We start from the raw sequence: 26,267 nt of genomic DNA, 5'->3' as shown, positions 1-26,267 counted from the left end.
TCAGTCTAGCAGCCGGTGCTTGAGCGCGTAGTACGTGAGGTCGCTGTTGGAGCGCGCATCGAGCTTGCGCATCAGGCGCGCGCGGTAGGTGCTGACGGTCTTGGCGCTGAGCGACAGTTCCGCCGCCACCTCACCCGCGGTGCAACCCTGCGCGAGCTTGAGGAACACCTGCAGCTCGCGCGCCGACAGCTGCTCGTGCAGCCCGCCGGGGGTGGGCGTGATCACCTGCGTCGCGAGCAGTTCGGCAACCACGGGCGTGATGTAGCGCGAGCCCTGCGCCACCCGCCGGATCGCGTCGGCGATCTCGCCGGGCTCGCAGGCCTTGTTCAGGTAGCCGCTGGCGCCATTGCGGATCAGGGGCACCGCGTACTGGTGTTCGGGATAGCCGGAGAGCACCAGCACGCCCACGTGTTCGGCCTTGGCCTTGATCATCGTGAGTGCGTCGATGCCGCTTTGCCCCGGCATGTCCAGGTCCAGCAGCAGCACGTCCACGGCCTGTGTCCGCACGAGGTCGATGGCTTCACGGCCCGAGCCCGCTTCGGCGATCACGCGGATGCCGTCCTGTTCGTCGAGATAGCCGCGCAAGGCCGTGCGCGTGATGGGATGGTCGTCGGCGATGCCCACGCGGATGACGCGACCCGTCCATGAAGCCTGCAGCGGGCCCCCGCTCGGATCGTTCGCAGCAGCGCGTTGCAGCTTCACGGCCGGTACCTGTGCTCCCGGGCCTCGCGGCCCCGACAAGCGCATTAGGAAACGCCGGCCGTATACGCCACGTAGTCTTGCTCCTACAGTGGGGTAGGAAGTTTTCGCATTGTTTCCGCGTGCCATGCGAGGCAGGAGCGCGCCTCAGGGCTGGCGGAATTCCACGTCGGTGACCGACCCCAGGCGCGTGCGCGCCGGCCCCGCGGCGGCATCCGCGCGCGGCGTCCGGCTTGCGGGCGCGCCGGCGCGCCGCACCAGGTCCTCGAAGCCCTGGCGGGGGCCGAAGCGCACCACGAAGGGGCGCACGGGGCGTCCCGTGAGCCGCGCCCACAGCGCACGCGCGGACCACAGCGCGAGCAACAGAGCGAACATGGCAAGGAGGCAGGCCGCGAAAACCAGTCCCGCGAGCACGAGGACGGTCCGCAGGAGGAAGGAGGCGATCAAGGGCATCGTGCCCCCATGTTAGGGCCAAAGAAAAGCCGGGGTCGCGCCCCGGCTTCTCGCGGCAGCGGCGCTCAGGCGGCGGCCGGCTCGCGCCGCTGCCCTTCGCGCTCGCCGAAGTGGAAGACGCCCGGCTCGCGCACGGGATCGACCTCCACCGGGATCGTGCTCTTGGGCGGGAACCGGCCCTCGAGGATCAGACGCGACAGCGGGTTCTCGATCCGTTGCTGGATGGCCCGCTTGAGCGGACGGGCGCCGAACACCGGGTCGAAGCCCACCTTGGCCAGTTCCTCCAGCGCCGCCGGCGACACCTGCAGGTGCAGGTCCATCTTGGCCAGCCGCTGCTCCAGCACCCGCAGCTGGATCTTCGCGATCTGCGCGATGTTGGCCGCGTCCAGGCCGTGGAAGACCACCGTCTCGTCGATGCGGTTGAGGAACTCGGGGCGGAAGTGGTTCTTCAGCTCGTCCCACACCGCTTCCTTCACGTCCTCGTAGGGCTTGCCCACCATCGCCTGGATCATGTGCGAGCCGATGTTGGAGGTCATGACGATCACCGTGTTCTTGAAGTCCACGGTGCGGCCCTGGCCGTCGGTGAGGCGGCCGTCGTCCAGCACCTGCAGCAGCACGTTGAACACGTCGTGGTGCGCCTTCTCGACCTCGTCGAGCAGGATCACGCTGTAGGGCTTGCGGCGCACGGCCTCCGTCAGGTAGCCGCCCTCCTCGTAGCCCACGTAGCCGGGCGGCGCGCCGATCAGGCGGGCCACCGAGTGCTTCTCCATGAACTCGCTCATGTCGACGCGCACCAGGTGCTCCTCGCTGTCGAACAGGAAGGTCGCGAGCGCCTTGCACAGCTCCGTCTTGCCCACGCCCGTCGGGCCGAGGAACAGGAAGGAGCCGGTGGGCCGGTTGGGATCGGACAGGCCGGAACGCGAGCGCCGGATCGCGTTGGCGACCGCGCTGATCGCCTCGTCCTGGCCGACGACGCGCTCGTGCAGCTTCTGCTCCATCATCAGCAGCTTCTCGCGCTCGCCCTGCATCAGTTTGGATACCGGGATGCCGGTGGCGCGCGCCACGACCTCGGCGATCTCCTCGGCGCCCACCTGGGTGCGCAGCAGCTGCGGCTTGCCGCTCTTGCCCTTGGCGGCCTCGGAGGCCTGCGCGTCCTTCAGCTGCTTGTCCAGCGCCGGCAGCTTGCCGTACTGCAGCTCCGCGACCTTGTTGAAGTCGCCCTTGCGCTTGAACTCCTCGATCTGGAAGCGGACCTTCTCCATCTCCTCGCGGATGTGGGCGCTGCCCTGGGCGGCGGCCTTCTCGGACTTCCAGATCTCCTCGAGGTCGGAGATCTCCTTGCGCAGGCGCGCGATCTCGTCCTCGATCAGGCCGAGGCGCTTCTGCGAGGCCTCGTCCTTCTCCTTCTTCATCGCCTCGCGCTCGATCTGCAGCTGGATCATGCGGCGGTCCAGCCGGTCGATGGCCTCGGGCTTGGAATCGATCTCGATCTTGATCTTGGAGGCGGCCTCGTCGATCAGGTCGATCGCCTTGTCCGGCAGGAAGCGGTCGGTGATGTAGCGGTGCGAGAGCTCCGCCGCCGCCACGATCGCGGGGTCGGTGATGTCCACGCCGTGGTGCGCCTCGTACTTCTCCTGCAGGCCGCGCAGGATGGCGATGGTCGCCTCCACGCTGGGCTCGCCGACCAGGATCTTCTGGAAGCGGCGCTCCAGCGCGGCGTCCTTCTCGATGTACTTGCGGTATTCGTCCAGCGTGGTCGCGCCCACGCAGTGCAGCTCGCCGCGCGCCAGCGCCGGCTTGAGCATGTTGCCCGCGTCCATGGCGCCTTCGGCCTTGCCGGCGCCCACCATGGTGTGCAGTTCGTCGATGAACACGATGGTCTGGCCCTCGTCCTTGGCCAGCTCGCTCAGCACGTTCTTCAGGCGCTCCTCGAACTCGCCGCGGTACTTGGCGCCCGCCAGCAGCGCCGCCATGTCCAGCGACAGCACGCGCTTGTTCTTCAGCGTCTCCGGCACCTCGCCGGCGATGATGCGCTGCGCCAGGCCTTCGACGATGGCGGTCTTGCCGACGCCGGGCTCGCCGATCAGCACGGGATTGTTCTTGGTGCGGCGCTGCAGGACCTGGATGGCGCGGCGGATTTCCTCGTCGCGGCCGATCACCGGGTCGAGCTTGCCCTGGCGGGCGCGCTCGGTGAGGTCCAGCGTGTACTTCTTCAGGGCCTCGCGCTGGCCTTCGGCTTCGGGCGAATCCATGCTCTGGCCGCCGCGGACCGCATCGATGGCCGCTTCCAGCGACTTGCGGGTGAGGCCGTTCTCCCGGCCGATGCGGCCGATGTCCTGCTTGGTCTCCGCCACGGCCAGCAGGAACAGTTCGCTGGCCATGAACTGGTCGTTGCGCTTGAGGGCTTCCTTTTCCGTCTGTTGCAGCAGTGCGGCCAGGTCCCGGCCGACCTGGACCTGTTCCTGCCCTTGCACCTGGGGCAGCTTGTGCATGGCGCCCTCGGCGCCGGCCAGCAGCCCGGGCACGTTGACGCCGGCACGCTGCAGCAGCGCCCGCGGCCCATCCTCCTGCCGCAGCATCGCCACGAGCAGGTGGGCCGGCTCGATGTAGGCGTGATCGTTGGCCAATGCCAGGCTCTGGGCGTCGGCCAGCGCTTCCTGGAACTTGGTGGTGAGCTTGTCGAGTCGCATGAAATACTCCGTTACGGCCCCACATAGGCGTGGCCCGGTACTTTTCAAGATCCTGCGTTGCGTTTCAGCCCAGCAGGGATGACTAGAATCAATTCATGCAGATCCACCAGATGTCGGTGACCTACCTGCCGGAGCAGGACCGCATCCTCATGCGCATCAACACCGTCGAAGGCGAGGAGATGCGCATGTGGCTGACCCGGCGCCTGATGGTAGGCCTGTGGCCGCTGCTGTCCAAGCTGCTGACCGAGCACCTGCTCAAGCTGGAGTCCGCGGGCGCCTCGCTGTCCGAGGCCAACGCGGAACTCAAGAAGATGCTGGCGGACTTCCGCAAGGAGGAATTCCTGCAGCATGCGGACTTCGACACGCCTTACAAGGAGGGGCAGCAGCGCCTGCCGCTGGGCGAGGACCCGCTGCTGGTGACCGACGTCGACGCCACGCCGCTGGCCAGCGGGCCGCTGCGCCTGAACTTCAACGAGCGCCCGCCGCAGGGCGACGCCAAGCCGCGCAACTTCCAGATGGAGATGCAGCCCAAGCTGATGCAGGGCCTGATGCACCTGCTGGACCAGGCGCTGCTGCAGTCGCAGTGGCGGGAGCCCTTCGTGCCGGTGCACGCGACGGAGCCTGCCGTGGACGAGGATGGCGCGAAGCCGCGGTACTTGAACTGAGGGCACCGCGGGGCAGCCCTACTTCCCCTTTTCCAGCGCGAACCCCGCCACCTTCTTGTAGTCGTCCGAGATGCGCCGCAGCTCCTCCTGGCTCACCAGGTCGTCGATGCTGCCCGCGAACGGCTTGCCGCCACTGAGTTCGTCGGCCTTCATGATGATGAAGTCCGGCGGCACCGTGCGGTTGGTCTCCACCACCTTGGCGGTCGCGGGCAGGCGCTGCGCCTCGTAGCGCTGCAGGGCAGCGAGCGGATCGCCGCGGGCGGCCAGCAGTTCCGAGAGGGTCGCCGCGTCAATCAGGGCCTGCGCGCTGCCGTTGGAGCCGCGCGGGTACATCGGATGCGCCGCATCGCCGAGGAAGGTCACGCGCCCGAAGGTCCAGCGCGGCACCGGGTCCTTGTCGACCATCGGGTATTCGAGGATCTCGCTCGCCCCCGCGATCAGCGCCGGCACGTCCAGCCAGTCGAACTTCCAGTCCTGGTAGATGGGCAGCACGTCCTCCAGCCGGCCGGGCTTGTTCCAGTCGTTCATCCCCATGTCGGGATGGCGGATCTCGGCCGTCCAGTTGATCAACTGGTTGCCCTGCCCGTCCACGTCGTCGACGATCGGGTAGATCACGATCTTGCCGGTGTCGATCGAGCCGATGCGCATGTAGGTCTTGCCCGTGAGGATGGGACGGTGCACCGTCACGCCGCGCCAGGTGTTGATGCCGGCGAAGGCGGGTTTTTCCTCGGGATAGAACTGGCGCCGCACCGCGGAATTGACGCCGTCGCAGGCGATCACGATGTCGGCTTCGACGGCGGGGCGCAGGCGCCCCTGGCTGTCCTGGAAGGCCAGCGTGACCTGCGCGCTGTCCTGTTGCAGCCCGACCAGCCGGTGGTCCAGGTGCAGGCAGGCCGGGCCCAGGCGCTGCAGCGCCGCGCGGTACATCACCGCATGCAGCTTGCCGCGGTGCATGCCCAGTTCCGGCACCGCGTAGCCCGCATGGCGGCCCCGGGGTTCGCGGTAGATGAACTGGCCCCAGCGGTTGAAGAACACGCTCTCCGCGTTCTCGATGCCCAGCGGCTCCAGTTGCGCCTGCAGCCCGAGCTTGGCCAGCTCGCCCACGGCGTGCGGCAGCAGCGTGATCCCCACGCCCAGCTCCCGCATCTCGGGCGCGGCCTCGTACACGTCGCAGGCGATGCCGCGCTGCTGCAAGCCCAGGGCCAGCGCGAGGCCGCCTATGCCTCCTCCGACGATCGCGATGCGCATCATTCGGCCTTGATCTGCGCGCGGCGCACGAGGTCGGCCCAGCGCTCGGCGTCGCGCGACACCAGGCGGCTGAATTCTTCCGGCGTGCTGGTGGCCGGGTCCATGCCCTGCGTCTGGAAGGCGGTGCGCACATCGGCCCCGCCCAGGATGTCCTTGAGCTCGTGGTTCAGCTTCAGCACCTGGTCGGCGGGTGTTCCGGGCGGCGCGAAGATGCCGAACCACATGTCGACGTTCACGTCGCCCGCACGCGCCTCCTTGAGCGTCGGCAGGTCGGGCAACAGGGGGTGGCGCCTGGCGCTGCCGATGCCCAGCGCCACCAGCTTGCCGGCCTTGACGTGCGGCAGCGCGACGTGGATGGGAAGGAACATGGCATCCACCTGGCCGCCCAGCAGGTCCGTCACGGCCTGCGCCGTGCCGCGGTAGGGAATGTGCGTGAGGTACACGCCCGCCGTCTGCTTGAACAGCTCCATCGACATGTGGTGCGGCGTGCCCACGCCCGGGCTGGCGTAGTTCAGCTTGCCCGGCCTGGCCTTGGCGGCGGCCACCAGGTCGGCTGCGGTCTTGAACCCGCTGGACGGGGGCGTGACCAGGATCAGCTGGCCCCAGCTGGTGAGCGTGACCGGCACCAGGTCCTTCACGGGGTCGAAGGGCAGCTGCGGGTACAGGCTCTTGTTCATCACGAGCGTGTTGACGCTCACCAGCAGCGTGTTGCCGTCGGCGGGCGAGCGCACCACCGCTTCCGTGCCGATGTTGCCGGAGGCGCCCGCGCGGTTTTCCACCACGACCGGCCGGCTCAGCCGCTGGCCGAGCTTGGGCCCGACGGTGCGCGCGACGATGTCGATGCCGGTGCCCGGCGTGAAGGGCACGATCAGCTTGAGGGGCACGCCGGCGTTGGCCGGCGCGGGCTGCGGCGCCTGGGCGAAAGCGGCGGCGGTGCACAGGGCGATCGCGGCGGCGGCCGCGCGGGCGAGCAGTGTCATGGCAAAGGCCTGCGAGTTGGCATGCTAACGAGTATGGCCAGTCCGGGACGAGGCACAATCGGCGCATACCCCAAGGACGTTCGCACGGTGGCCGCCCCGCAGAAGACCCCCCTCGCCCTGTCGCGGCTCTACGCCCGGCCGGGCTTCCTGCTGCGCCGCGCGCACCAGATCTCGGCGGCCGTGTTCGAGGACGCCTGCAAGGACCTGGCGCTCACCCCGGCCCAGTTCGGCGTGCTCACGGTGTTGCAGGCCCATCCGGGGCTCGGGCAGTCCTCCCTGGCGCGCGCCCTCGGCTTCGACAAGGTCACCGTGCTGCGCGTGCTGCGTGGCCTGCAATCGCGCGGGCTGGTGGCGCGCGGGCCGGCCGAGGACAACCGCCGCAACGTGTCGGTGTCGCTCACCCGCGAAGGCGAGCAGATCCTGCAGCAGGCGCAAAGGCCGGCCGAGCGCGCCTACAAGCGGCTCATGGCGCCGCTGGACCGCGCCCAGCAGGAGCAGTTGCTCGAGCTGCTGCAGCTGCTCACCGGCGAGCTGGAGGAGGAGGCGCGCGCCGCCTTCGTGCCGCCAGCGACGCGTCAGGCGGCCTGAGCGGGCGCTGGGTATCCTCGCCGGATGCCCGACCACCAAGCCTTTCCTTCCCGTCCGCTGCGCCGCCTGCTGCTGGCCGGCCTGTTCACCCTGGCCACCGGCCTGGCGCAAGCGCAATCCGGCGCCCCCGTGCGCATCCTGGTGGGCTTTCCGCCGGGCGGGGGCACCGACGCCATCGCACGCACGCTGGCCGAGAAGCTGAAGGACCAGCTGGGCGTGCCGGTCGTGGTGGACAACCGCGCGGGCGCGGGCGGCCAGATCGCCGCGCAGGCGCTGAAGGCGGCGGCGCCCGACGGCCACACCTTCTTCCTGAGCCACGACCACTCGATCTCCATCCTGCCGCTGGTGACGAAGAACGCGGGTTTCGATCCGGCCGTGGACTTCATCCCGGTCGCGGGCTTCGCGACCTTCGCCAACGCGCTGGCCGTGTCCGGCGGCACGCCGGCGAAATCGCTCCCCGAATACGTGCGCTTCGTGCAGTCCGGCGGCGGCAAGGACACGGTGGGCGTGCCCGCGCCCGCCTCCATCCCCGAGTTCCTCGTGGGCATGGTCGGCAGCAAGTACAAGCTGGACCTGCAGGCCGCGCCCTACCGCGGCAGCGCGCCCATGATGGCGGACATGCTGGGCAACCAGATCCGCTCGGGCATCGCTTCCATTCCCGACTTCATCGAGAACCACAAGGCCGGCAAGCTGCGCATCGTGGCGGTCATCGGCGACAAGCGCCAGGCGATCCTGCCGGACGTGCCGACCTTCGCGGAACTGGGGATCAGCGGCCTCGAGGAGCTGCCTTACTACGGCCTGTTCGCGCCGGCGGGTACGCCGCCGGCCGTGATCGAGCGCTTCAACGAGGCGCTGGCGAAAGTCATCGCCATGCCGGACGTGCGCGAGCACCTGACGGCCATGGGGCTGACCGTGGCCTACCAGCCGCAGGCGGGGTTCGCCCGGCGGGTCACCAGCTACACGGCGACCTGGGACAAGATCATCAAGGCGAGCGGCTTCACCCCGAAGTGACATTGCCCGTGTTCCCGCCTGCGCGGGAATGACCGCTAGCGGTTGCTGCTCGCGATGCCCCAGCGCTGCAGCGCCGCGTCGTCCGCCACGCGCGCATCCACCCAGCGCTCGCCTTGCGGCGTCGTTTCCTTCTTCCAGAACGGCGCCTGCGTCTTGAGGTAGTCCATCAGGAACTCGCAGGCGCGGAAGCTCTCGCCGCGGTGGGCCGAGGTGACGACCACCAGGACGATCTGGTCGTGGACCTTCAGCGGCCCCACCCGGTGGACCACCCGCGCGGCGCGGATGTCGAAGCGGCGCAGCGCCTCGTCGATCATCTGCTCGATCGCCGCCTCGGTCATGCCGGGGTAGTGCTCCAGCTCCATCGCGGAGACGCTGCTGCCTTCGCTGCGGTCGCGCACCGTGCCGATGAAGCTGCACACCGCACCGACGCCGCCGTCGCCGGCGCGCAAGGCCGCGATCTCGGCGGAAACGTCGAAGTCCTCCTGCTGGATCGACACGCGGGCCACGGTCAGCCTCCGGTGACCGGCGGGAAGAAGGCCACTTCCGCGCCGTCGCGCAGTGCGGCGGATTCGTCGCTCATGACCTGGTCGAGGGCCATGCGGACGGCGCGGCCGCGCGCCAGCGCGCTCGCATAGGGTTCGCCGCGCGCGATGAGTTCCTCGCGCACGGCGCCCAGCGTCTCGCCGCGGGCCTGCAGCTCCTCGCTGCCCTGCCCCACGGCCTCGCGGATCGAGGCGAAGTAGCGCACCCTGACTTTCATGCCAGCAACTCCGCCAGCGGCAGGAAACGCACGGAGTCGCCGCGCGCGATCGTGGTCCCCGCGGGCACGTCGACCAGGCCGTCGGCCCACACCGTGGACGTCAGCACGCCGGAACTCTGGTTGGGGAACAGCTCCAGGGCCCCCTGGGGCGTGCGGCGCGCGCGCAGGAACTCGCGGCGCTTGTCCGGCCGGGGCCAGTCGAAGTGCGCGGGCAACGCGATCGCCGCCGGCAGCACCTGCGTCGCGCCTTGCAGCTTGAGCAGGAAGGGCCGCACCAGCAGCAGGAAGGTCACGAAGCTGGAGACCGGGTTGCCGGGCAGGCCGATGAAGTGCGCATCGCCCACGTGGCCGTACGCGAAGGGCTTGCCCGGCTTCATGGCGATCTGCCACAGGTCCAGCGCACCGAGCTGCTGCACGGCGGGCTTGATGTGGTCTTCCTCGCCCACCGACACGCCGCCGCTGGTGAGGATCAGGTCGCTGCGGGCCGAGGCGGCGCGCAGGGCTTCGATGGTGGCCTCGCGCCGGTCCGGCACGATGCCCAGGTCCTGCACCTCGCAGCCCAGGCGCAACAGCAGGCTGCGCAGGAAGAAGCGGTTGGAGTTGTAGATGGCGCCCGGCTTCATGGCTTGCGGCGCCACCTTGCCCGGCATCACCAGCTCGTCGCCGGTGGAGAACAGCGCCACGCGCGGACGGCGCGCCACCAGCAGGCGGTCGCGGCCTATGCTGGCGGCCAGCCCTTGCCCCGCAGGCCCGATGCGCTCGCCCCGCGCAAGGATGGTGCTGCCCCGCGTGATGTCCTCGCCGCTGCGGCGGATCCACTGCGCTGCGGAAGGCACCCGGTCGATGCGCACGCGGCCGTCTTCCAGCACCTGCGTGTCCTCCTGCATCACGACCGCATCGGCGCCGGCCGGAATGGGCGCACCGGTGAAGATGCGGGCGATGGTGCCGGGCTGCAGCGGCTGCGCCGCGGCCCCGGCGGGGATGCGCTGGCTCACCGGGAAGGCGACGCCCTCGTCGGGGATCTCGCTGCGGCGCACGGCATAGCCGTCCATGGAACTGTTGTCCTGGGGCGGGACCTGCAAGGGCGACACGAGGTCCTCGGCCAGCACGCGGCCGTCGGCGTCGAAGGTGGCAACGCTCTCGGTTGGCGCCAGCGTGCGCGCATGCGCAAGGAGCGCCTCCAGGGCGTTGTCCAGCGGGCGCAGCGGCGGACGCTTGTCGTTCACGCGTACTTCTCCGCGTCGTAGTCGAACCGGTCCCCATTCTCGACCAGCCACTGCGCGACGGCGTCGGGGTCGTTCAGATCCAGCACCGGCCGCAGGGTGGGCTCGGGCAGCGCGTCCGGCGCGGTGGTCGCGATCGCCACCACGAAGTCGTCGTCCGGATACCGGGCCGGCTTGCCGGCTTCGGGGCGCCAGACCTCGATCTTGAGCAGGTTGCTCTGCTTGAAGCCTTCCACCAGCACCCAGTCCACGCCTTCGTACAGCTCGGCGATCAGCTGGTGGACGCTGAGGTCGGCCGGCTGCTCGAATTCGCGCATCAGCGCCAGCCGGCGGTCGGAGGCGACCACCACTTCGAACGCGCCCGCCTCGCGATGGCGGTAGGTGTCCTTGCCGGGATGGTCGATGTCGAACTTGTGGTGCGCGTGCTTGACCACCGACACGCGCAGGCCGCGCAGCCGGAGCGCCGGGATCAGCTGCTCGACCAGGTGGGTCTTGCCGGCGCCGGAATAGCCGGCGAAGCCGACGGCCTTCATGCCGGCTCTCCGCGCGGCGACGAAGCAGGGAACCGGTAGGTGTTCATGCGCAGTGGGCAGCGATGAACTGCTTGACCTTCGCCGCGTCCGCCGGCAGCAGCGTCACGCGCTTGGGCAGGTCCTCGATGCCGGCGAACCGGGGCGGACGATCGGGCTCCCGGCCCAGCGCCTCCACGATCGTGGCGGCGAACTTGATCGGCAGGGCGGTCTCCAGCACGATCATCGGGATGCCGGGCTGCAGCTGCTCGCGTGCGACCTTCAGGCCGTCGGCGGTATGCGTGTCGATCATGGTGCCGAAGCGCTGGAAGGTGTCGCGGATGGTCGCGACCCGGTCGGCATGCGTGCTCTTGCCCGAGGCGAAGCCGTACTGCGAGCGCGCCCGCGCGATGTCGCCGGACAGGTCGAAGCGGCCCTTGGCCGGCAGTTCCTCGCCGAACAGGTAGCGCACCCTGGCGCCGTCGCGTCCCAGCAGGTCGAACACGAAGCGCTCGAAGTTGCTGGCCTTGGAGATGTCCATCGAGGGACTGGAGGTCTCGTAGGTGTCCTTGCTGCCCCGCACGCGATAGACGCCCGTGCGGAAGAACTCGTCGAGCACGTCGTTCTCGTTGGTCGCCAGCACCAGCTTGTCGATCGGCAGCCCCATCATGCGCGCCACGTGGCCGGCGCAGATGTTGCCGAAGTTGCCCGACGGCACGGCGAAGCTCACCCTGGGAAGCTCGCCCTGCGCGTTTGGGGAAGCGTTGGGGTGGGGGCTGCGCGTCGCCTGGAAATACCCGGCGAAGTAGTAGACGACCTGCGCGACCAGCCGCGCCCAGTTGATCGAATTGACGGTGCCGATGCGGTATTGGCGCTTGAAGGCCAGGTCGTTGGACACGTCCTTCACGATGTCCTGGCAGTCGTCGAACACGCCTTCGATCGCCAGGTTGTGGATGTTGGGGTCCTGCAGGCTGAACATCTGCGCCTGCTGGAAGGGGCTCATGCGGCCTTGCGGCGAGGTCATGAACACGCGCACGCCCTTCTTGCCGCGCATGGCGTATTCGGCGGCGCTGCCGGTGTCGCCCGAGGTGGCGCCCAGGATGTTCAGTTCCTCGCCGCGGCGGTCCAGCTCGTACTCGAACAGGTTGCCGAGCAGCTGCATGGCCATGTCCTTGAAGGCCAGCGTGGGGCCGTTGGACAGCGCCTCGAGGAACACGCCCTCCTCCAGCTGCTTGAGCGGCACGATTTCCCGCGTGCCGAAGACGTCCTGCGTGTAGGTCTTGCGCGTGATCGCGCGCAGGTCCGGCGCCGGGATGTCGTCGATGTAGAGCGAGAGGATCTCGAACGCGAGCTCGTGGTATGGCAGCGCGCGCCATTTCGCCAGCGTGGCGGCGTCGACCTGCGGATAGCGCTCGGGCAGGTAGAGGCCGCCGTCCGGGGCCAGTCCTTCCAGCAGGATCTCGCAGAAATGCTTGCGGTCCGGATGGCCGCGCGTGGACAGGTACAGCATCAGGCCAGTTCTTCCTTGCGGATGCGCACGATGGGCGCCAGCACGGTGGCCAGGCCCTGCATCTGGGCCAGCACCTCGTTCATGGTGCCTTCGCGCACCGTGTGCGTCAGCAGGATCAGGTCGGTCTGCGTCGCGCCCTTGCCGCCCAGGGCCGACGCTTCACGCTGCAGCATCGCGTCGATGCTGACGCCGGCGTTGGCCAGCAGGCTCGCCACCTTGGCCAGCACGCCGGCCTGGTCGGCGACGCGCAGGCGCAGGTAGTAGCTGGTGACGACCTCGCTCATGGGCAGGATCGGTTCCTCGCTCATCGCATCCGGCTGGAACGCCAGGTGCGGCACGCGGTGCGCGGCGTCCACGGTGTGCAGGCGCGTCACGTCGACGAGGTCCGCGATCACGGCGCTGGCCGTCGGCTCGGAGCCCGCACCCTTGCCGTAGTAGAGCGTGGTGCCGACGGCATCGCCTTGCACGACCACGGCATTCATCGCGCCCTCGACGTTGGCGATCAGGCGCTTGCAAGGCACCAGCGTCGGGTGCACGCGCAGCTCGATGCCCTTGCCCGTGCGCTTGGTGATGCCCAGCAGCTTGATGCGGTAGCCCAGCTGCTCGGCGTACTCGATGTCCTGCGAGGACAGCTTGGTGATGCCCTCGACGTAGGCCTTGTCGAACTGCACCGGCACCCCGAAGGCGATGGCGCTCATGATGGTCGCCTTGTGGGCGGCATCGACGCCTTCGATGTCGAAGGTGGGGTCGGCCTCGGCGTAACCCAGGCGCTGCGCTTCCTTGAGCACCACCTCGAAGTCCAGGCCCTTGTCCCGCATCTCGGACAGGATGAAGTTGGTGGTGCCGTTGATGATGCCGGCGATCCACTCGATGCGGTTGGCCGTCAGGCCTTCGCGCAGCGACTTGATGATGGGGATGCCGCCGGCCACGGCGGCCTCGAAGGCGACGATCACGCCCTTGGCATGCGCCGCGGCGAAGATCTCGGTGCCGTGCACCGCCAGCAGCGCCTTGTTGGCGGTGATGACGTGCTTGCCCTGGGCGATGGCTTCCATCACCAGCTGGCGGGCGATGCCGTAGCCGCCGATGAGCTCGATGACGATGTCGATCTCGGGGTTGGCGATGATTTCGCGCGCATCCGTGACCACCCTGGCGTTCTTGCCGACGACGGCTTCCGCCCGGCCGGTGTCCAGGTCCGCGACCATCGTGATCTCGATGCCGCGGCCCGCGCGGCGCTTGATCTCGGCCTGGTTGCGCTTGAGCACGTTGAAGACGCCGCTGCCCACGGTGCCTATGCCCAGGAGGCCGACTTGGATCGGTTTCATTTCGAGTGCCGTCTACGGTATTGCTCGAGGAAGCGCGCGATGCGGCCGACGGCCTCGCGCAGGTCGTCCTCGTGCGGCAGGAACACGATGCGGAAGTGCTGGTGGTCCGGGTAGTTGAAGCCGGAGCCCTGCACCAGCATCACGCGCGTCGCCTGCAGGAGTTCCAGGAAGAACTGGCGGTCGTCGGCGATCGGGTAGATCTTGGGATCCAGGCGCGGGAACATGTACAGCGCCGCCTGCGGCTTGTTGCAGGTGACGCCGGGGATGGCGGTGATCAGCTCGTAGGCCAGGTCGCGCTGGCGCCGCAGGCGCCCGCCGGCTCCCACCAGCGAGCCGATGCTCTGGAAGCCGCCCAGCGCCGTCTGGATGGCCCACTGGCCCGGCACGTTGGCGCACAGGCGCATGTTCGAGAGCATCGTGAGGCCCTCGATGTAGTCGGCCGCGGCGCGCTTGTCGCCCGAGACCACCAGCCAGCCGGCGCGGTAGCCGCAGGAGCGGTAGCTCTTGGACAGGGAGTTGAAGGTGAGCGTCAGCACGTCCTCGGACAGGCTGGCGATCGCCGTGTGCTTGACGTCGTCGTAGAGGACCTTGTCGTACACCTCGTCGGCGAAGATCACCAGGCCGTGCTCGCGCGCGATGGCGACGATCTCCCGCAGCAGCTCGTCGGAGTACAGCGCGCCCGTCGGGTTGTTCGGGTTGATCACCACGATGCCCTTGGTGGACGGGGTGATCTTGCGGCGGATGTCGGCCGGGTCCGGCATCCAGCCGTTGCCCTCGTCGCAGGTGTAGTGCACCGGCGTGCCGCCGGCGAGCGCCGTGCAGGCGGTCCACAGCGGGTAGTCCGGGGTGGGGATGAGCAGCTCGTCGCCTTCGTTGAGCAGCGCGTTGGTGGCGATGGCGATCAGCTCGCTGGCGCCGTTGCCCAGCCAGACGTCGTCCAGGGTCACGCCCTTGATGCCCTGTTGCTGGGTGTAGTGCATCACCGCCTTGCGCGCGGCGAAGATGCCCTTGCTGTCCGAGTAGCCCGCCGAATTCGGCAAGTTGCGGATCATGTCCTGCTGGATTTCCTCGGGCGCGTCGAAGCCGAACGGGGCCAGGTTGCCGATGTTCAGCTTGATGATCTTGTGCCCTTCTTCCTCCATCTGCCGGGCCGCGTCCATGATGGGACCGCGGATGTCGTACAGCACGTTGGCGAGCTTGGTGGATTTCTGGACGGGTTTCAATGGCCCTCCGCAAGGCGGTGACACGAGGTGAAACCTATAATTTGACCATAGATTGAAAGCGGCTCTTCCTGCAGGGGCCGCCCACCCCCAACCCGTCCCTCCCTTGAAGCTCCAGCCCGATCAATCCGACGCCCAGACCATCAGCGGCTACGGCCCCGGCTGGGTGGGCGTGGGCCCCGAAAAGATCACGCACAACGTGGTGCTCGGCTCGCGCGGCGAACGCCTGCCCTGGGCGGGAAGCTACGAGGAGCTCGGTCCCGAGCATTTCGCGCAGCTGGCGGCGCTGAAGGTCGAAGTGGTGATCTTCGGCAGCGGCGCCCGCCTGCGCTTCCCCCAGCCGGCCTGGCTGGCCCCGCTGGCGCGGGCCCGCATCGGGATCGAAACCATGGACACGGCGGCGGCCTGCCGGACCTACAACATCCTGGCGCAGGAAGGGCGGGAGGTCGCAGTGGCCCTCCTGCTCGATCAACCGTCCTGAGGGACGAGGCGCCGAAGAGGCGTTTGGCAGTAAAATCTTGGTTGCGGCAGGGCCTGCGCGAAGCCCGCCGCCACCGCGCAGACTGTCACACAGAACCACACAGCACCAGGAACTATGGCGATCGTTGTCAACAAACCCCTTCCAGAATTCGAAGCGAACGCCACCGGCGGCCTCAAGGTCACCAACACCTCCCACGTGGGGCAGATCCTGGTCCTGTACTTCTATCCGAAGGACAACACGCCGGGCTGCACCACCGAGGCGATGCAGTTCCGCGACAAGTACAAGGACTTCGTCAAGGCCGGCGCCATCGTCCTGGGGGTCTCGCGCGACAACATGAAGTCGCACGACGAGTTCAAGACCAAGCTGGAACTGCCGTTCGAGCTGATCGCCGACACCGAAGAGAAGATGTGCCACATGTTCGGCGTGGTGAAGAACAAGATCATGTACGGCAAGAAGGTCAAGGGCATCGAGCGCAGCACCTTCCTGGTCGGCGCCGACGGCATCCTGAAGCAGGAATGGCGGGGCCTGAAGGTGCCCGGCCATGTGGACGACGTCCTCAAGGCCGTGAAACTGCTGAAGAAGGCCGCCTGACGCCCCCGTCTCGCGCACTCAGAGCACAGGCCGCCATAGGTGCCTCCTGCACCACTGCCGAGCTTTGATGCGCCAGCACAACAGCGTGGCGTCCGACATTGTCCCGTCGCGGGGGCTATGCATAATGGGCCCATGCCGTTGATCCCGACGCGAAGCGTCATCACCGTCAGCCCCGAAGAAGCCGCCTGGCCCGCCTGGCGGCTTTTTTGTTTCTCGCCTACCTCATCCGGAAGCCGTACCACCCATGCCCCTGCCTCCCGCCCCGACCAAGCGCGCTGCCATGCTCCCGCCGGAAGCCTTCGACGCCCCGGCCCGGTCCACGCACAAGGCCGCGCGAAAATCGGAGGCGCCGTCGGCCGATGGCGTGCTCGCCGAGCACCCGCAGGCCCAGGATGATTTCGACCCCCGCGCGGGCGGTGGGGACGTTCCCGCGGGCGCGTACGACACCGACATCGACACCTACCTGGAAGAGCCGCAGCCGGCGCGCAAGAAGAAGGACGTCACCGTCCCGGTGCCGCAGCCCAAGAAGAAGAAGTCCACCGGCCCGGCCAAGGTCTTCGTGCTCGACACCAACGTCCTGATGCACGACCCGATGAGCCTCTTCCGGTTCGACGAGCACGACATCTTCCTGCCCATGGTCGTGCTGGAAGAGCTGGACGGCCACAAGAAGGGCACCACCGAGGTCGCCCGCAACGCCCGCCAGGCCAGCCGCTCGATGGACCAGCTGGCCAGCGCCCAGGGCGCCGACATCAAGGCCGGCCTGCGCCTGGACAGCACCGGCCACAAGGAGTCCGGCGGCTGCCTGTTCTTCCAGACCATGCCGCTGTCGCCCACGGGCCTGCCCATGGGCCTGCCGCCCGGCAAGGCGGACAACCAGATCCTGAGCGTGGTGCAGGCCCTGCAGGAGAAGCACGCCCCGCGGCAGGTGGTGCTGGTGTCCAAGGACATCAACATGCGCGTCAAGGCGCGCGCGCTGGGACTGAATACCGAGGACTACCGCAACGACAAGACCCTGGACGACCTGGACCTGATGTACTCGGGTTCGCTCGCCCTGCCCGCGGACTTCTGGTCCAAGCACGGCAAGACGGTGGAGAGCTGGCAGTCGGGCCAGCACACCTTCTACCGGATCAGCGGGCCGGTGGTGCCCAGCCTGTACATCAACCAGTTCGTGTACTTCGAGGCGCCCGGCGAACCCAGCCTGTACGCGCGCGTGATCGAGATCCGCGGCAAGACGGCGGTGCTCAAGACGCTCAAGGACTTCGGCCACCTGAAGAACGCCGTCTGGGGCGTGACCACCCGCAACCGCGAACAGAACTTCGCGATGAACCTGCTGATGGACCCGGAAGTGGACTTCGTCACGCTGACCGGCACCGCCGGCACCGGCAAGACGCTGATGGCCCTGGCTGCCGGCCTGACGCAGGTGCTGGACGAGCGCCGCTACACCGAGATCATCATGACCCGCGCCACGGTGAGCGTGGGCGAGGACATCGGCTTCCTCCCCGGCACCGAGGAGGAGAAGATGGGCCCCTGGATGGGCGCGCTGGACGACAACCTCGAGGTGCTGGGCAAGACCGAGGGTGCCGCCGGCGAATGGGGCCGCGCCGCCACCAACGAGCTGATCCGCTCCAAGATCAAGATCAAGAGCATGAACTTCATGCGCGGGCGGACCTTCCTGAACAAGTACGTGATCATCGACGAGGCACAGAACCTCACGCCCAAGCAGATGAAGACGCTGATCACGCGCGCGGGCCCGGGCTCCAAGATCATCTGCATGGGCAACCTGGCGCAGATCGACACCCCTTACCTCACGGAAGGCTCCTCGGGCCTGACCTTCGCGGTGGACAAGTTCAAGGGCTGGCCGCACAGCGGCCACATCACGCTGGCCCGCGGCGAACGCTCGCGGCTGGCGGATTTCGCAAGCGAAGTGCTGTAGGCCGGCCGCGGGACGCGGGGCTCCTGACCGCGCAGGCGGCGAGCCGGTGCGTGACAGCGAAAGGGGCGCCAGGCGCCCCTTTTCTGTTTGCGCAAGCCCGGCGGCGGTGGGTTCAGCGCCGCGCCGCGCGCTGTGCGTCCAGCCGCTCCTGCGTGCACGGTGGGCAGGCGGCGATCCCACGGCCCAGCGGCGTGTAGCGCAGGACCTTCGACATCCCCTCGCGGCCGCTGGCGGCGCGCGCGACCAGCGTGGTGGCCAGCAAACCGCCCAGGGCGCGGACGTACCAGCGCCTGTCCTTGCGGGTGAACTGCCAGACCGCGACGCCCAGTCCCAGCACCACCCAGTGCTCCCCCGGGAAACCGGGACGCGCCTGGTCGGCCGCCTTGATCTTCTCGATGGGGGAGGCCTCCTCGTCGATCTCCGGTGGCAGGGGCTCCAGCCGCATCGGCGGGGCGCCGGCTTCCGCCAGCGTGGGCAGCAGGTCGATCTCTTCCGTGGCCATCGTGGTCTCCAGGGTTCTTCTCCGAGAGGATCGCCCGCGGCGCGGTCGCGCCACGTAGGAAATCGGCGGGAAACCGCTTCCTTAAAAGTCGGCGTTGCCCGAGGCGAGGTTCTCGAACTTGGTCAGCTGCTTGAGGAAGGCCAGCTTCACCGTGCCGGTGGGGCCGTTGCGCTGCTTGCTGATGATCACTTCCGAGACGCCGGGCTCCTTGGAGTCCTTGTTGTAGTAGTCGTCGCGGTAGATGAACATGATCACGTCCGCGTCCTGCTCGATGGCGCCCGATTCGCGCAGGTCCGACATCATGGGGCGCTTGTCGGTACGCGCCTCGACGCCGCGCGACAGCTGCGACAGGGCGATCACCGGACAGCCCAGCTCCTTGGCCAGCATCTTCAGGCCGCGTGAGATCTCGCCGACCGCGGTGGCACGGTTCTCGTCGGCCATGCCGCCGGAGACGCTCATGAGCTGGAGGTAGTCGATCACGATCAGGCCGAGCTTGCCGCCGCACTGCCGCGCCAGCCGGCGGGCGTTGGCGCGCAGCTCGCTGACCGTGAGGCCCGGCGTCTCGTCGATGTGCAGCTGGATGTTGCGCAGCTTCTCGATCGCCTCGGTCAGGCGCGGCCACTCGTCGTCGGTGAGCTTGCCCGTGCGCAGGTGCGTCTGGTCGATGCGGCCGATGGAACCCACGATACGCACGGCCAGCTGGTTCGCGCCCATTTCCATGGAGAACACGGCCACGGGCAGGCCTTCGTTCAGCGCCACGTGTTCGGCGATGTTGATGGCCAGGGAGGTCTTGCCCATACTCGGCCGTGCCGCCAGGATGATCAGGTCGCCGGCCTGCATGCCCGAGGTCATGCGGTCGAAGTCGTAGAAGCCGGTGGGCACGCCCGTGATGTCGTTCGGGTTGTCGGCCATCTCCTGGACGCGGTCCAGCAGTTCCACCACCAGGGTGTCCATGGAGTGGAAGCCCTGCTTGGAGCGGGAGCCTTCCTCGCCGATGTTGAAGATCTTCTGCTCGGCCTCGTCCAGGATCTTCTCGACGGCCTTGCCCTGGGTGTTGAACGAGGCAGTGGCGATCTCGTCGCTGGCGGAGATCAGCTTGCGCAGGATGGAGCGCTCGCGCACGATCTCCGCATAGCGGCGGATGTTGGCGGCGCTGGGCACGTACTGCGCCAGGGAGTTCAGGTACGGCAGCCCGCCGATTTCCTCGGCCTTGCCTTGCGACTGCAGCGCCTCGAACACGGTGATGACGTCCGCCGGCCGCGAATTGTTGACCAGGGCGCCGATCGCGCCGTAGATCAGCTTGTGCTCGTAGCGGTAGAAGTCGGCATCCACCAGCAGGTCGCCCACCCGGTCCCAGGCGCCGTTGTCCAGCAACAGGCCGCCGAGCACGCTGGACTCCGCCTCGATGGAGTGCGGGGGGATGCGCAGCTGCGCCACCTGCCGGTCGCGGGGGAAATCGTCGTCGACGGGGCTCAGGACTGCGGACATGGGTTCACTCTCTCTTCCTCAAGCATGGATTGTCCCGCGACCCCTGTAAGCATGTCCAGTGATAACACTGGGGAGCTTCTGTGGACAACCGGGCGGAGCCTGTGCATACGCGGCCCCATGAAAAAAGCCGCCCGAGGGCGGCTTTCCTTTGCGGCCAGGAGCCTTTAAGCCGTCTCGCCGTACACGGTCACGGTGATTTCGACGACCACGTCCGTGTGCAGGGCCACGGAGACCTGGCTGTCGCCGACCGTCTTGATCGGGCCGTTGGGCATGCGCACCTGGGCCTTCGCCACCGGGAAACTCATCTTGGTGAGTTCCTCGGCGATGTCGGCATTCGTGACGGAACCGAACAGGCGGCCGTCGACGCCGGCCTTCTGGGTCAGCTTGACGGTCTGGCCGCCGAGCTTCTCGCCCTGGGCCTGCGCCTCGGACAGCTTGGCGGCGGCCTGCTTTTCCAGTTCGGCGCGCTTGGCTTCGAATTCGGCCTTGTTCGCTTCGGTGGCGCGGCGGGCGTGGCCTTGCGGGATCAGGAAGTTGCGGGCGTAGCCGTCTTTCACCTTCACGATCTCGCCCAGGTTGCCCAGGTTGATGACCTTCTCGAGCAGGATGACTTGCATGGCTACTTCCTCAGATGCGGTGCTGGTCGGAGTACGGGATCATGGCCAGGAAGCGAGCACGCTTGATCGCCGTGTTCAGCTGGCGCTGGTAGATCGCGCGGGTGCCGGTCAGGCGCGCCGGGATGATCTTGCCGTTTTCCGAGATGAAATCGCGCAGGGTGTCGACGTCCTTGTAGTCGATCTCTTCGACGCCGGCGACGGTGAAGCGGCAGAAGCGCTTGCGCTTGAACAGCAGCGACTGGGTGTTGCGCTTCGGACGCTTGTCCTTGTTGAACTTCTTGAAGGCGGGCATGTGGAACCCCTATGAATCTGGATCTTGCTGAAATGACTGGATATGCAGGACCGGGTGCTTGCCGTGGCGGGGAGCGGCCAGGAATCCGGTGAACCGGAATGCGCTGCCGATCGCCTGCCGCGCGAGCGTTTCCGCATCCGTCCCGAAGGCCACCGCCTTGACTTCCACCCTCACCTGCCGCGTGGCGTCCGCTTCGCGGACTTCCGACTCGTGTTCGAGCCGCAGGTCGAGGGCCGGGAGTCCGGCCGGCGTGTAGCGCAGGGCTTGGGCCTCCGCGATACGCGCGCTCAGGATCGTCTGGTTCACACCCGGCGGGAGCCGCCGATTACGACTGGAACTCGGCCTGTTGCGCCTTGCGGGCTTCTTCGCGCTCCACGGTCTTCATCATGGAGGACGGGCCGGTGTCGGCCTTCTTCTTGACCACCGTCAGGTGGCGCAGAACGGCATCGTTGAAGCGGAAGGCGTGCTCCAGCTCGCTCATCACGGCCTGGTCGGCCTCGATGTTGATGCACAGGAAGTGCGCCTTGGCGAGCTTGTTGATCTGGTAGGCCAGCTGGCGGCGGCCCCAGTCTTCGACACGGTGCACCTTGCCGTTGCCGGTGGTGATCATGTTCTTGTAGCGCTCCAGCATGGCCGGAACCTGCTCGCTTTGATCCGGGTGGATCAGCAAGACGATCTCATAGTGACGCATTGGTACTCCTTGAGGATGTGGCGCGCCGCGCGGTCGCGCGGCGCTTGGAACAGCCGCCTCCGGCGTCATGACGGGGTGCGGCAAGGTGAGCCCAAGATTATAGCCCGGGGGTGGAAAGCCTGCCCGGCAGCAGGCTCAGCGGGGCTGGAGGGCGGCTTCGAGCCTGGCGAACTTCAGCGGGCCGACCGCGGCGCGGATGCGCGGCGCGAGCTCCTGGAGCTGCTCCAGGTTTTCCGCGCCTTCCACTGCCAGGTCCAGGTTGCCCCACTTGCCCCCGAGTTCGGCCGTCAGGGCGGTGGCGATCGCATAGGCCTGCAGGTAGCGGTCGCGGTCCAGGCCGCCGGGGCCGGAGTCGCTGAAAGGCTGCACGGGCGGCGCGTCCTGCACCAGCCCGAGTTGCATCAGGTGCTCGATGTCGGCGCGGGTCACGCCGCCGGCGGCCGTGGCGGCCAGCACCTGCTCCAGGGAGCGGTGGCCGTCGAAGAGGATCAGGGCCGCGCGCTGGCGCGGCGACAGGCCGCTGCCGCGCTCCTTGAGCATGCGCAAGCCCGCATCGGTCTTGGCCAGGTTCACCGCGCAACTCCTGCATCTGCGTGGGACGAAAAAAGAAGGCCCGCACGGGGCGGGCCTTCGGTGCGTGGGAGCCAGCTTAATCGCGGGCGTAGATATCCACGTCCTTGGTTTCCCGGATGAACAGCATGCCGATCACGAAGGTGGCGGTCGCCACGACGACCGGGTACCACAGGCCGTAGTAGATGTCGCCGGTCGCGGCCACCATCGCGAACCAGGTGGTCGGCAGCAGGCCGCCGAACCAGCCATTGCCGATGTGGTACGGCAGGCTCATGGAGGTGTAGCGGATGCGCGTGGGGAACAGCTCCACCAGCATCGCGGCGATCGGGCCGTAGACCATGGTCACCAGGATCACGAGGAACACCAGGATGGCCAGCACCATGCCCTTGTTCATCTTGTCCTTGTCGGCCGGCTGGGTCAGCCCCGCGGCCTTGGCGGTGTCACCGACCTGCTTCTTGAAGTCGGCCAGCGCCTTGGCCGAGTCCGGCGCGAAGCCGTGGCGTTCCGCGTTCAGCGTGAGCTGGGGCGCGGTGAAGCTCTTGTCGCCCAGGGTCACCGTCGCGGGCGTGCCGGCCGGCGCGGCCTTGTTCTCGTACGGGATGTAGGCCTGCGCCAGCGCGCGCTTGGCCACGTCGCAGGACGAGCGGAAGTCGATCTCGCGGGCGATCGGGCTGCCCTGGAAGGAGCAGGTGGCGGGATCGGCCGTGACGGTGACCTTGTTGGCGGCCTGGGCGGCGGCCAGGCCGGGGTTGGCGGCCTTGAGCAGCATCGGGAACACCGTGAAGTAGGTCAGCGCGGCGATCAGGCAGCCGGCCATGATGATGGGCTTGCGGCCGATCTTGTCCGACAGCGCACCGAACACCACGAAGAAGGGCGTGCCGATCAGCAGGGAGCCGGCGATCAGCAGGTTGGCCGTCGTGGGATCGACCTTGGCCATCGTGGTCAGGAAGAACAGCGCCTGGAACTGGCCGGTGTACCAGACCACGGCCTGGCCGGCGGTCAGGCCCAGCAGTGCCAGGATCACGATCTTCAGGTTGCGCCACTCGCCGAAGGATTCCTTCAGCGGCGCCTTGGAGGTCTTGCCTTCGGCCTTCATCTTCTGGAAGGCGGGCGATTCGGCGAGCGTCAACCGGATCCACACCGAGATGGCCAGCAGGAGGATGGACACCAGGAAGGGGATGCGCCAGCCCCACTCGGCCCAGGCCTTCGGGTCCATCGACTCACGCACGCCGAGGATCACCAGCAGCGACATGAACAGGCCCAGCGTCGCGGTGGTCTGGATCCAGGAGGTGTAGGCACCGCGCTTGCCGTGCGGTGCGTGCTCCGCGACATAGGTCGCGGCACCGCCGTACTCGCCGCCGAGCGCCAGGCCCTGCAGCAGCCGCAGCGCGATCAGGATGACCGGCGCGGCGATGCCGATGGACTTGTAGCCCGGAAGCAGGCCGACGATGAAGGTCGACGCGCCCATGATCAGGATGGTGACCAGGAAGGTGTACTTGCGCCCGATCATGTCGCCCAGGCGCCCGAACACGATCGCGCCGAAGGGCCGCACGAGGAAGCCGGCGGCGAAGGCGAGCAACGCGAAGATGTAGGCCGAGGTGGGGTCGAGCCCCGAGAAGAACTGCGCACCGATGATGGCAGCGAGGGAGCCGTACAGGTAGAAGTCGTACCACTCGAAGACCGTGCCGAGCGAGGAAGCGAAGATGACCTTCTTTTCCTCGCGCGTCATCGGCCCAGCGGCGGAGCGCGACCCGACGGGCGTACCGGCGGAAGCAGTTGCCATGGTGTCTCCTTGGTTGGGGAGCGCCCAGTGTTGGAAGAGGCTCTGACGCGAGGCTGACACGGTTGCGCTGCCGCCCCTAGGGCATTCCCTAGGAGGGAGGGCTAGTTCCGCCGGGTCGCCAAGCTGACCGCCCAGGTCACGGCGAAGCCCAGCGGCACGCCGAAGACCGCCGCCGACAGGGGCTGGATCCCGAACCACAGCTGCTGGCCCGGCGGCAGGCCCCAGAAGGCACGCACGTTCGGCGCGTTGAGCACCATGTAGCCGACGGTCAGGCCCAGGCCCGCGAGCATGCCGGCGGTCGCCCCGGTGCGGTTGGCGCCGCGCCAGAGGATCCCCAGCAGCATCGCGGGCACGAACGCGGAAGCGGCGAGCGAGAAGGACGCGGACACCAGCGGCAGGATGTCCGCCGGCTTGAGCGTGGCGACCACCGCGGCGACGAGGGCGACGGCCATCAGCGCGAACTTGGACAGGATCACGCGCTGCTCCGCCGGCAGCTGCGGCTTCACGTCGTGGCAGAAGATGTCGCGCACCAGCGCGTTGCTGATGGTGAGCAGCAGGCCGTCCGCCGTGGACAGCGCCGCCGCCAGGCCGCCCGCCGCGACCAGCCCGGAGATGACGTAAGGCAGGCCGCCGAGTTCCGGCGTGGCCAGCATGATGATGTCGGCGCCCAGGCGGATCTCGCCCCACTGCAGGATGCGGTCGCCGTTGACGTCCGCCACCGAGAGCAGCGATGGGTCCACCCTCGCCCACTGCGCGATCCAGGGCGGCAGCGCGTCGAAGCTGCTGCCCACCAGGTTGTTCATCACCTCGAACTTCACCAGCGCCGCCAGCGCCGGCGCGCTGACGTACACCAGCGCGATGAAGAACAGCGACCAGGCCACCGAGGCGCGCGCCGCCGCCACGCTGGGGGTCGTGTAGTAGCGCGTGAGCAGGTGCGGCAGGCCCGCGGTGCCCACCATGAGGCAGAACATGAGGGCCAGGAAATTGCGCCGCGACAGGTCGAAGGCTTCGCGTTCCTGCTCCGAGCCGTCCGGGTCGCCGGCGAAGGGCTGGCTGTGGCGCGGGATGCCGCCCAGCGGCCGGGCCCGCTCGTAGCTTTCGTGCATGGCGCGTGTCCACTGCTCGCGCGCGCCCGCGGCGTCGCGCGGCAGCGCGGCCAGCGCGCGGTTGGCGGCATAGACCTGCGCCGAGTCGGCCCCCTGCTGCTTGAGCCCGCGGATGCGGTCCTGCGCTGCGGCACGCTCCTGCGCCAGGGCCGCATCCACGTCGCGCAGCTTGGCCTCGTAGGCGCGGGCACGCCGCAGGAAGACGGCGGCCACCTGCTGCTCCGCCGGGTCGTTGGCGAAGCGTTCCTCCAGCGCGGAGATCTTCTGCAACTGCGCCCCGTACACCAGCGGCGCGGCGGGCTGCCCGAGCTGCTTGTAGGCGAGCCAGGACACCGGGATCAGGAAGGCCAGCAGCATGACCACGTACTGCACCACCTGCGTCCAGGTGATCGCCCGCATGCCCCCGAGGAAGGAGCACAGCAGCACGCCGCCAAGTCCCAGCAGGATGCCGATCTCGAACTGCACGCCGGTGAGGCGGGAGGCGATCAGGCCGATGCCGTAGATCTGCGCCACCACGTAGATGAAGGAGCACAGCACCGCGGACAGCGCCGCGACCACGCGCGGGCCGCGGCCGCCGTAGCGCAGTTGGAAGTAGTCCGGAACCGTGTACAGATTGAGCTTGCGCAGGTGCGGTGCGATCAGCAGCGCCACCAGGCAGAAGCCGCCGGTCCATCCCAGCACGTAGGCCAGCCCGCCGGCCTGTCCCGGACTGCCGCCGTACCCTTGCAGGTAGAGGCCGCCGGCCATGCTGATGAAGGAGGCGGCACTCATCCAGTCGGCGGCGGCGGCCATGCCGTTGTACAGCGGCGGGATCCGCCGGCCGGCCACATAGTACTCCTCGGCGTCCGTGGTGCGCAGCCGGATGCCGATCACCGCGTACATCATCACGGTGGAGAAGATGAAGATCGGCCCCAGCCAGAAGCGCGAAAGGCCCTGGTGCTCGGCCCAGGCGAGCAGGCCCAGGAAAGCGAGGAAGGACAGGATGAAGGTGAAGAGGATGCGGCGCAGCCGCCGCTCGTAGGCGTTCACCGGTCCGCGCCTTCCCTGCCGTCCTCGGGCTGCAGGCGCTTCATCGCCCAGGCGTACACGACGACGATGGCGATGAAGGCCAGCAGCGCGCCCTGGGCGGCGAACCAGTAGCCGAAGGGCCAGCCCAGGACGACGAAATCCAGCTCGCGCGCGAAGTAGACCGAGCCGAAGCTGACCGCCGCCCACAGCGCCAGCAGGCCCAGCTTGAGGGCCAGCACGCGCGGCGGCGGCGGATCGGTGGGCGGCAGTTCAGCCATGGCGCGGCATCATCGCACCGCCATGGCCGCCCTGCCCTTAGCGCTTTCG

The 26,267-nt window shown here is 68.3% G+C and carries 28 protein-coding genes; 6 read left to right on the top strand and 22 right to left on the bottom strand.

Annotated elements, in window-relative coordinates:
- From AC3EGR_RS23495 to clpB, 3 genes are all read right to left on the bottom strand, one after another.
- Entirely contained in the window at nt 1–657 is a 657-nt protein-coding gene (locus tag AC3EGR_RS23495) for a response regulator (RefSeq protein ID WP_488548971.1), read from the bottom strand.
- Nucleotides 658–846: 189 nt separating this feature from the next.
- Nucleotides 847–1,152 (bottom strand): hypothetical protein, encoded by a 306-nt coding sequence (locus AC3EGR_RS23490; protein ID WP_488548955.1) that lies wholly within the window; start codon nt 1,150–1,152, stop codon nt 847–849.
- 65 nt (nt 1,153–1,217) lie between these two features.
- Nucleotides 1,218–3,842 (bottom strand): ATP-dependent chaperone ClpB, encoded by a 2,625-nt coding sequence (gene clpB, locus AC3EGR_RS23485; RefSeq protein ID WP_488548954.1) that lies wholly within the window; start codon nt 3,840–3,842, stop codon nt 1,218–1,220.
- Nucleotides 3,843–3,937: 95 nt separating this feature from the next.
- On the opposite strand from clpB, the gene AC3EGR_RS23480 reads away from it, so the two are divergent.
- Nucleotides 3,938–4,507, top strand: coding sequence for a hypothetical protein (locus tag AC3EGR_RS23480; RefSeq protein ID WP_488548953.1), 570 nt, complete (start codon nt 3,938–3,940; stop codon nt 4,505–4,507).
- 18 nt (nt 4,508–4,525) lie between these two features.
- Here AC3EGR_RS23480 and AC3EGR_RS23475 read toward each other — a convergent pair whose 3' ends face one another.
- Nucleotides 4,526–5,755 carry a flavin-dependent oxidoreductase gene (locus tag AC3EGR_RS23475; RefSeq protein WP_488548952.1) on the bottom strand — a complete coding sequence of 410 codons (1,230 nt, stop codon included), beginning with the start codon at nt 5,753–5,755 and terminating at the stop codon, nt 4,526–4,528.
- A complete protein-coding gene (locus AC3EGR_RS23470; RefSeq protein ID WP_488548951.1) occupies nt 5,755–6,735 on the bottom strand; it encodes a tripartite tricarboxylate transporter substrate binding protein in 981 nt (326 codons plus the stop codon). The genes AC3EGR_RS23475 and AC3EGR_RS23470 overlap by 1 nt, the downstream gene beginning before the upstream one ends.
- A gap of 87 nt (nt 6,736–6,822) precedes the next feature.
- On the opposite strand from AC3EGR_RS23470, the gene AC3EGR_RS23465 reads away from it, so the two are divergent.
- Nucleotides 6,823–7,323 (top strand): MarR family winged helix-turn-helix transcriptional regulator, encoded by a 501-nt coding sequence (locus AC3EGR_RS23465; protein ID WP_488548950.1) that lies wholly within the window; start codon nt 6,823–6,825, stop codon nt 7,321–7,323.
- Nucleotides 7,324–7,347: 24 nt separating this feature from the next.
- On the top strand, nt 7,348–8,334 hold the full coding sequence (locus AC3EGR_RS23460; RefSeq protein WP_488548949.1) for a Bug family tripartite tricarboxylate transporter substrate binding protein: 987 nt from the start codon (nt 7,348–7,350) through the stop codon (nt 8,332–8,334).
- A 35-nt stretch (nt 8,335–8,369) separates the two neighbouring features.
- Here the strand turns inward: AC3EGR_RS23460 and AC3EGR_RS23455 are convergent, their stop codons facing one another.
- The 7 genes from AC3EGR_RS23455 to AC3EGR_RS23425 are packed head-to-tail and all read right to left on the bottom strand — an operon-like array spanning nt 8,370 to nt 14,881.
- On the bottom strand, nt 8,370–8,846 hold the full coding sequence (locus tag AC3EGR_RS23455; protein ID WP_488548970.1) for a molybdenum cofactor biosynthesis protein MoaE: 477 nt from the start codon (nt 8,844–8,846) through the stop codon (nt 8,370–8,372).
- Nucleotides 8,843–9,094 carry a molybdopterin converting factor subunit 1 gene (gene moaD, locus AC3EGR_RS23450; protein WP_488548948.1) on the bottom strand — a complete coding sequence of 84 codons (252 nt, stop codon included), beginning with the start codon at nt 9,092–9,094 and terminating at the stop codon, nt 8,843–8,845. Before moaD ends, AC3EGR_RS23455 begins: the two co-directional genes overlap by 4 nt.
- Entirely contained in the window at nt 9,091–10,320 is a 1,230-nt protein-coding gene (locus AC3EGR_RS23445) for a molybdopterin molybdotransferase MoeA (protein WP_488548947.1), read from the bottom strand. The genes moaD and AC3EGR_RS23445 overlap by 4 nt, the downstream gene beginning before the upstream one ends.
- Entirely contained in the window at nt 10,317–10,850 is a 534-nt protein-coding gene (mobB, locus tag AC3EGR_RS23440; RefSeq protein ID WP_488548946.1) for a molybdopterin-guanine dinucleotide biosynthesis protein B, read from the bottom strand. Before mobB ends, AC3EGR_RS23445 begins: the two co-directional genes overlap by 4 nt.
- Before the next feature lie 43 nt (nt 10,851–10,893).
- Complete coding sequence (thrC, locus tag AC3EGR_RS23435; protein ID WP_488548945.1) at nt 10,894–12,336, bottom strand: threonine synthase; 1,443 nt, start codon at nt 12,334–12,336, stop codon at nt 10,894–10,896.
- Entirely contained in the window at nt 12,336–13,658 is a 1,323-nt protein-coding gene (locus AC3EGR_RS23430; RefSeq protein ID WP_488548944.1) for a homoserine dehydrogenase, read from the bottom strand. Before AC3EGR_RS23430 ends, thrC begins: the two co-directional genes overlap by 1 nt.
- Complete coding sequence (locus AC3EGR_RS23425) at nt 13,655–14,881, bottom strand: pyridoxal phosphate-dependent aminotransferase (RefSeq protein WP_488548943.1); 1,227 nt, start codon at nt 14,879–14,881, stop codon at nt 13,655–13,657. Before AC3EGR_RS23425 ends, AC3EGR_RS23430 begins: the two co-directional genes overlap by 4 nt.
- A gap of 103 nt (nt 14,882–14,984) precedes the next feature.
- Here AC3EGR_RS23425 and AC3EGR_RS23420 point away from each other — a divergent pair, with 103 nt between their 5' ends.
- The 3 genes from AC3EGR_RS23420 to AC3EGR_RS23410 all read left to right on the top strand — a co-directional run bounded on the left by AC3EGR_RS23420 (nt 14,985) and on the right by AC3EGR_RS23410 (nt 17,883).
- A complete protein-coding gene (locus AC3EGR_RS23420; protein WP_488548942.1) occupies nt 14,985–15,359 on the top strand; it encodes an Mth938-like domain-containing protein in 375 nt (124 codons plus the stop codon).
- Between the two features lie 114 nt (nt 15,360–15,473).
- On the top strand, nt 15,474–15,950 hold the full coding sequence (locus AC3EGR_RS23415; RefSeq protein ID WP_488548941.1) for a peroxiredoxin: 477 nt from the start codon (nt 15,474–15,476) through the stop codon (nt 15,948–15,950).
- Nucleotides 15,951–16,194: 244 nt separating this feature from the next.
- Nucleotides 16,195–17,883 (top strand): PhoH family protein, encoded by a 1,689-nt coding sequence (locus AC3EGR_RS23410; RefSeq protein ID WP_488548940.1) that lies wholly within the window; start codon nt 16,195–16,197, stop codon nt 17,881–17,883.
- A 112-nt stretch (nt 17,884–17,995) separates the two neighbouring features.
- Here the strand turns inward: AC3EGR_RS23410 and AC3EGR_RS23405 are convergent, their stop codons facing one another.
- The 10 genes from AC3EGR_RS23405 to AC3EGR_RS23360 form a co-directional block, all read right to left on the bottom strand.
- On the bottom strand, nt 17,996–18,385 hold the full coding sequence (locus tag AC3EGR_RS23405) for a hypothetical protein (protein ID WP_488548939.1): 390 nt from the start codon (nt 18,383–18,385) through the stop codon (nt 17,996–17,998).
- Between the two features lie 81 nt (nt 18,386–18,466).
- Nucleotides 18,467–19,873 carry a replicative DNA helicase gene (dnaB, locus tag AC3EGR_RS23400; protein WP_488548938.1) on the bottom strand — a complete coding sequence of 469 codons (1,407 nt, stop codon included), beginning with the start codon at nt 19,871–19,873 and terminating at the stop codon, nt 18,467–18,469.
- A 164-nt stretch (nt 19,874–20,037) separates the two neighbouring features.
- A complete protein-coding gene (gene rplI, locus AC3EGR_RS23395; protein ID WP_488548937.1) occupies nt 20,038–20,490 on the bottom strand; it encodes a 50S ribosomal protein L9 in 453 nt (150 codons plus the stop codon).
- 10 nt (nt 20,491–20,500) lie between these two features.
- Nucleotides 20,501–20,782, bottom strand: a complete 282-nt coding sequence (gene rpsR, locus AC3EGR_RS23390; protein WP_332823801.1) for a 30S ribosomal protein S18 — start codon at nt 20,780–20,782, stop codon at nt 20,501–20,503.
- Nucleotides 20,783–20,791: 9 nt separating this feature from the next.
- Complete coding sequence (priB, locus tag AC3EGR_RS23385) at nt 20,792–21,088, bottom strand: primosomal replication protein N (RefSeq protein WP_488548936.1); 297 nt, start codon at nt 21,086–21,088, stop codon at nt 20,792–20,794.
- 19 nt (nt 21,089–21,107) lie between these two features.
- Nucleotides 21,108–21,473 carry a 30S ribosomal protein S6 gene (gene rpsF, locus AC3EGR_RS23380; protein WP_488548935.1) on the bottom strand — a complete coding sequence of 122 codons (366 nt, stop codon included), beginning with the start codon at nt 21,471–21,473 and terminating at the stop codon, nt 21,108–21,110.
- 135 nt (nt 21,474–21,608) lie between these two features.
- Complete coding sequence (locus AC3EGR_RS23375) at nt 21,609–22,046, bottom strand: hypothetical protein (protein WP_488548934.1); 438 nt, start codon at nt 22,044–22,046, stop codon at nt 21,609–21,611.
- Between the two features lie 76 nt (nt 22,047–22,122).
- Nucleotides 22,123–23,826 carry an MFS transporter gene (locus AC3EGR_RS23370; protein WP_488548933.1) on the bottom strand — a complete coding sequence of 568 codons (1,704 nt, stop codon included), beginning with the start codon at nt 23,824–23,826 and terminating at the stop codon, nt 22,123–22,125.
- A 101-nt stretch (nt 23,827–23,927) separates the two neighbouring features.
- Nucleotides 23,928–25,961 (bottom strand): VC_2705 family sodium/solute symporter, encoded by a 2,034-nt coding sequence (locus tag AC3EGR_RS23365; RefSeq protein WP_488548932.1) that lies wholly within the window; start codon nt 25,959–25,961, stop codon nt 23,928–23,930.
- Nucleotides 25,958–26,218: a DUF4212 domain-containing protein gene (locus AC3EGR_RS23360; protein ID WP_488548931.1), complete on the bottom strand. Its 261-nt coding sequence runs from the start codon at nt 26,216–26,218 to the stop codon at nt 25,958–25,960. The genes AC3EGR_RS23365 and AC3EGR_RS23360 overlap by 4 nt, the downstream gene beginning before the upstream one ends.
- Nucleotides 26,219–26,267: the final 49 nt, after the last annotated feature.

The sequence above is a fragment of the Ramlibacter sp. G4-7 genome, assembly GCF_057784995.1.
Note: the sequence above shows the minus strand (reverse complement) of the source record. Positions and strands in the feature narration are given on the sequence as shown.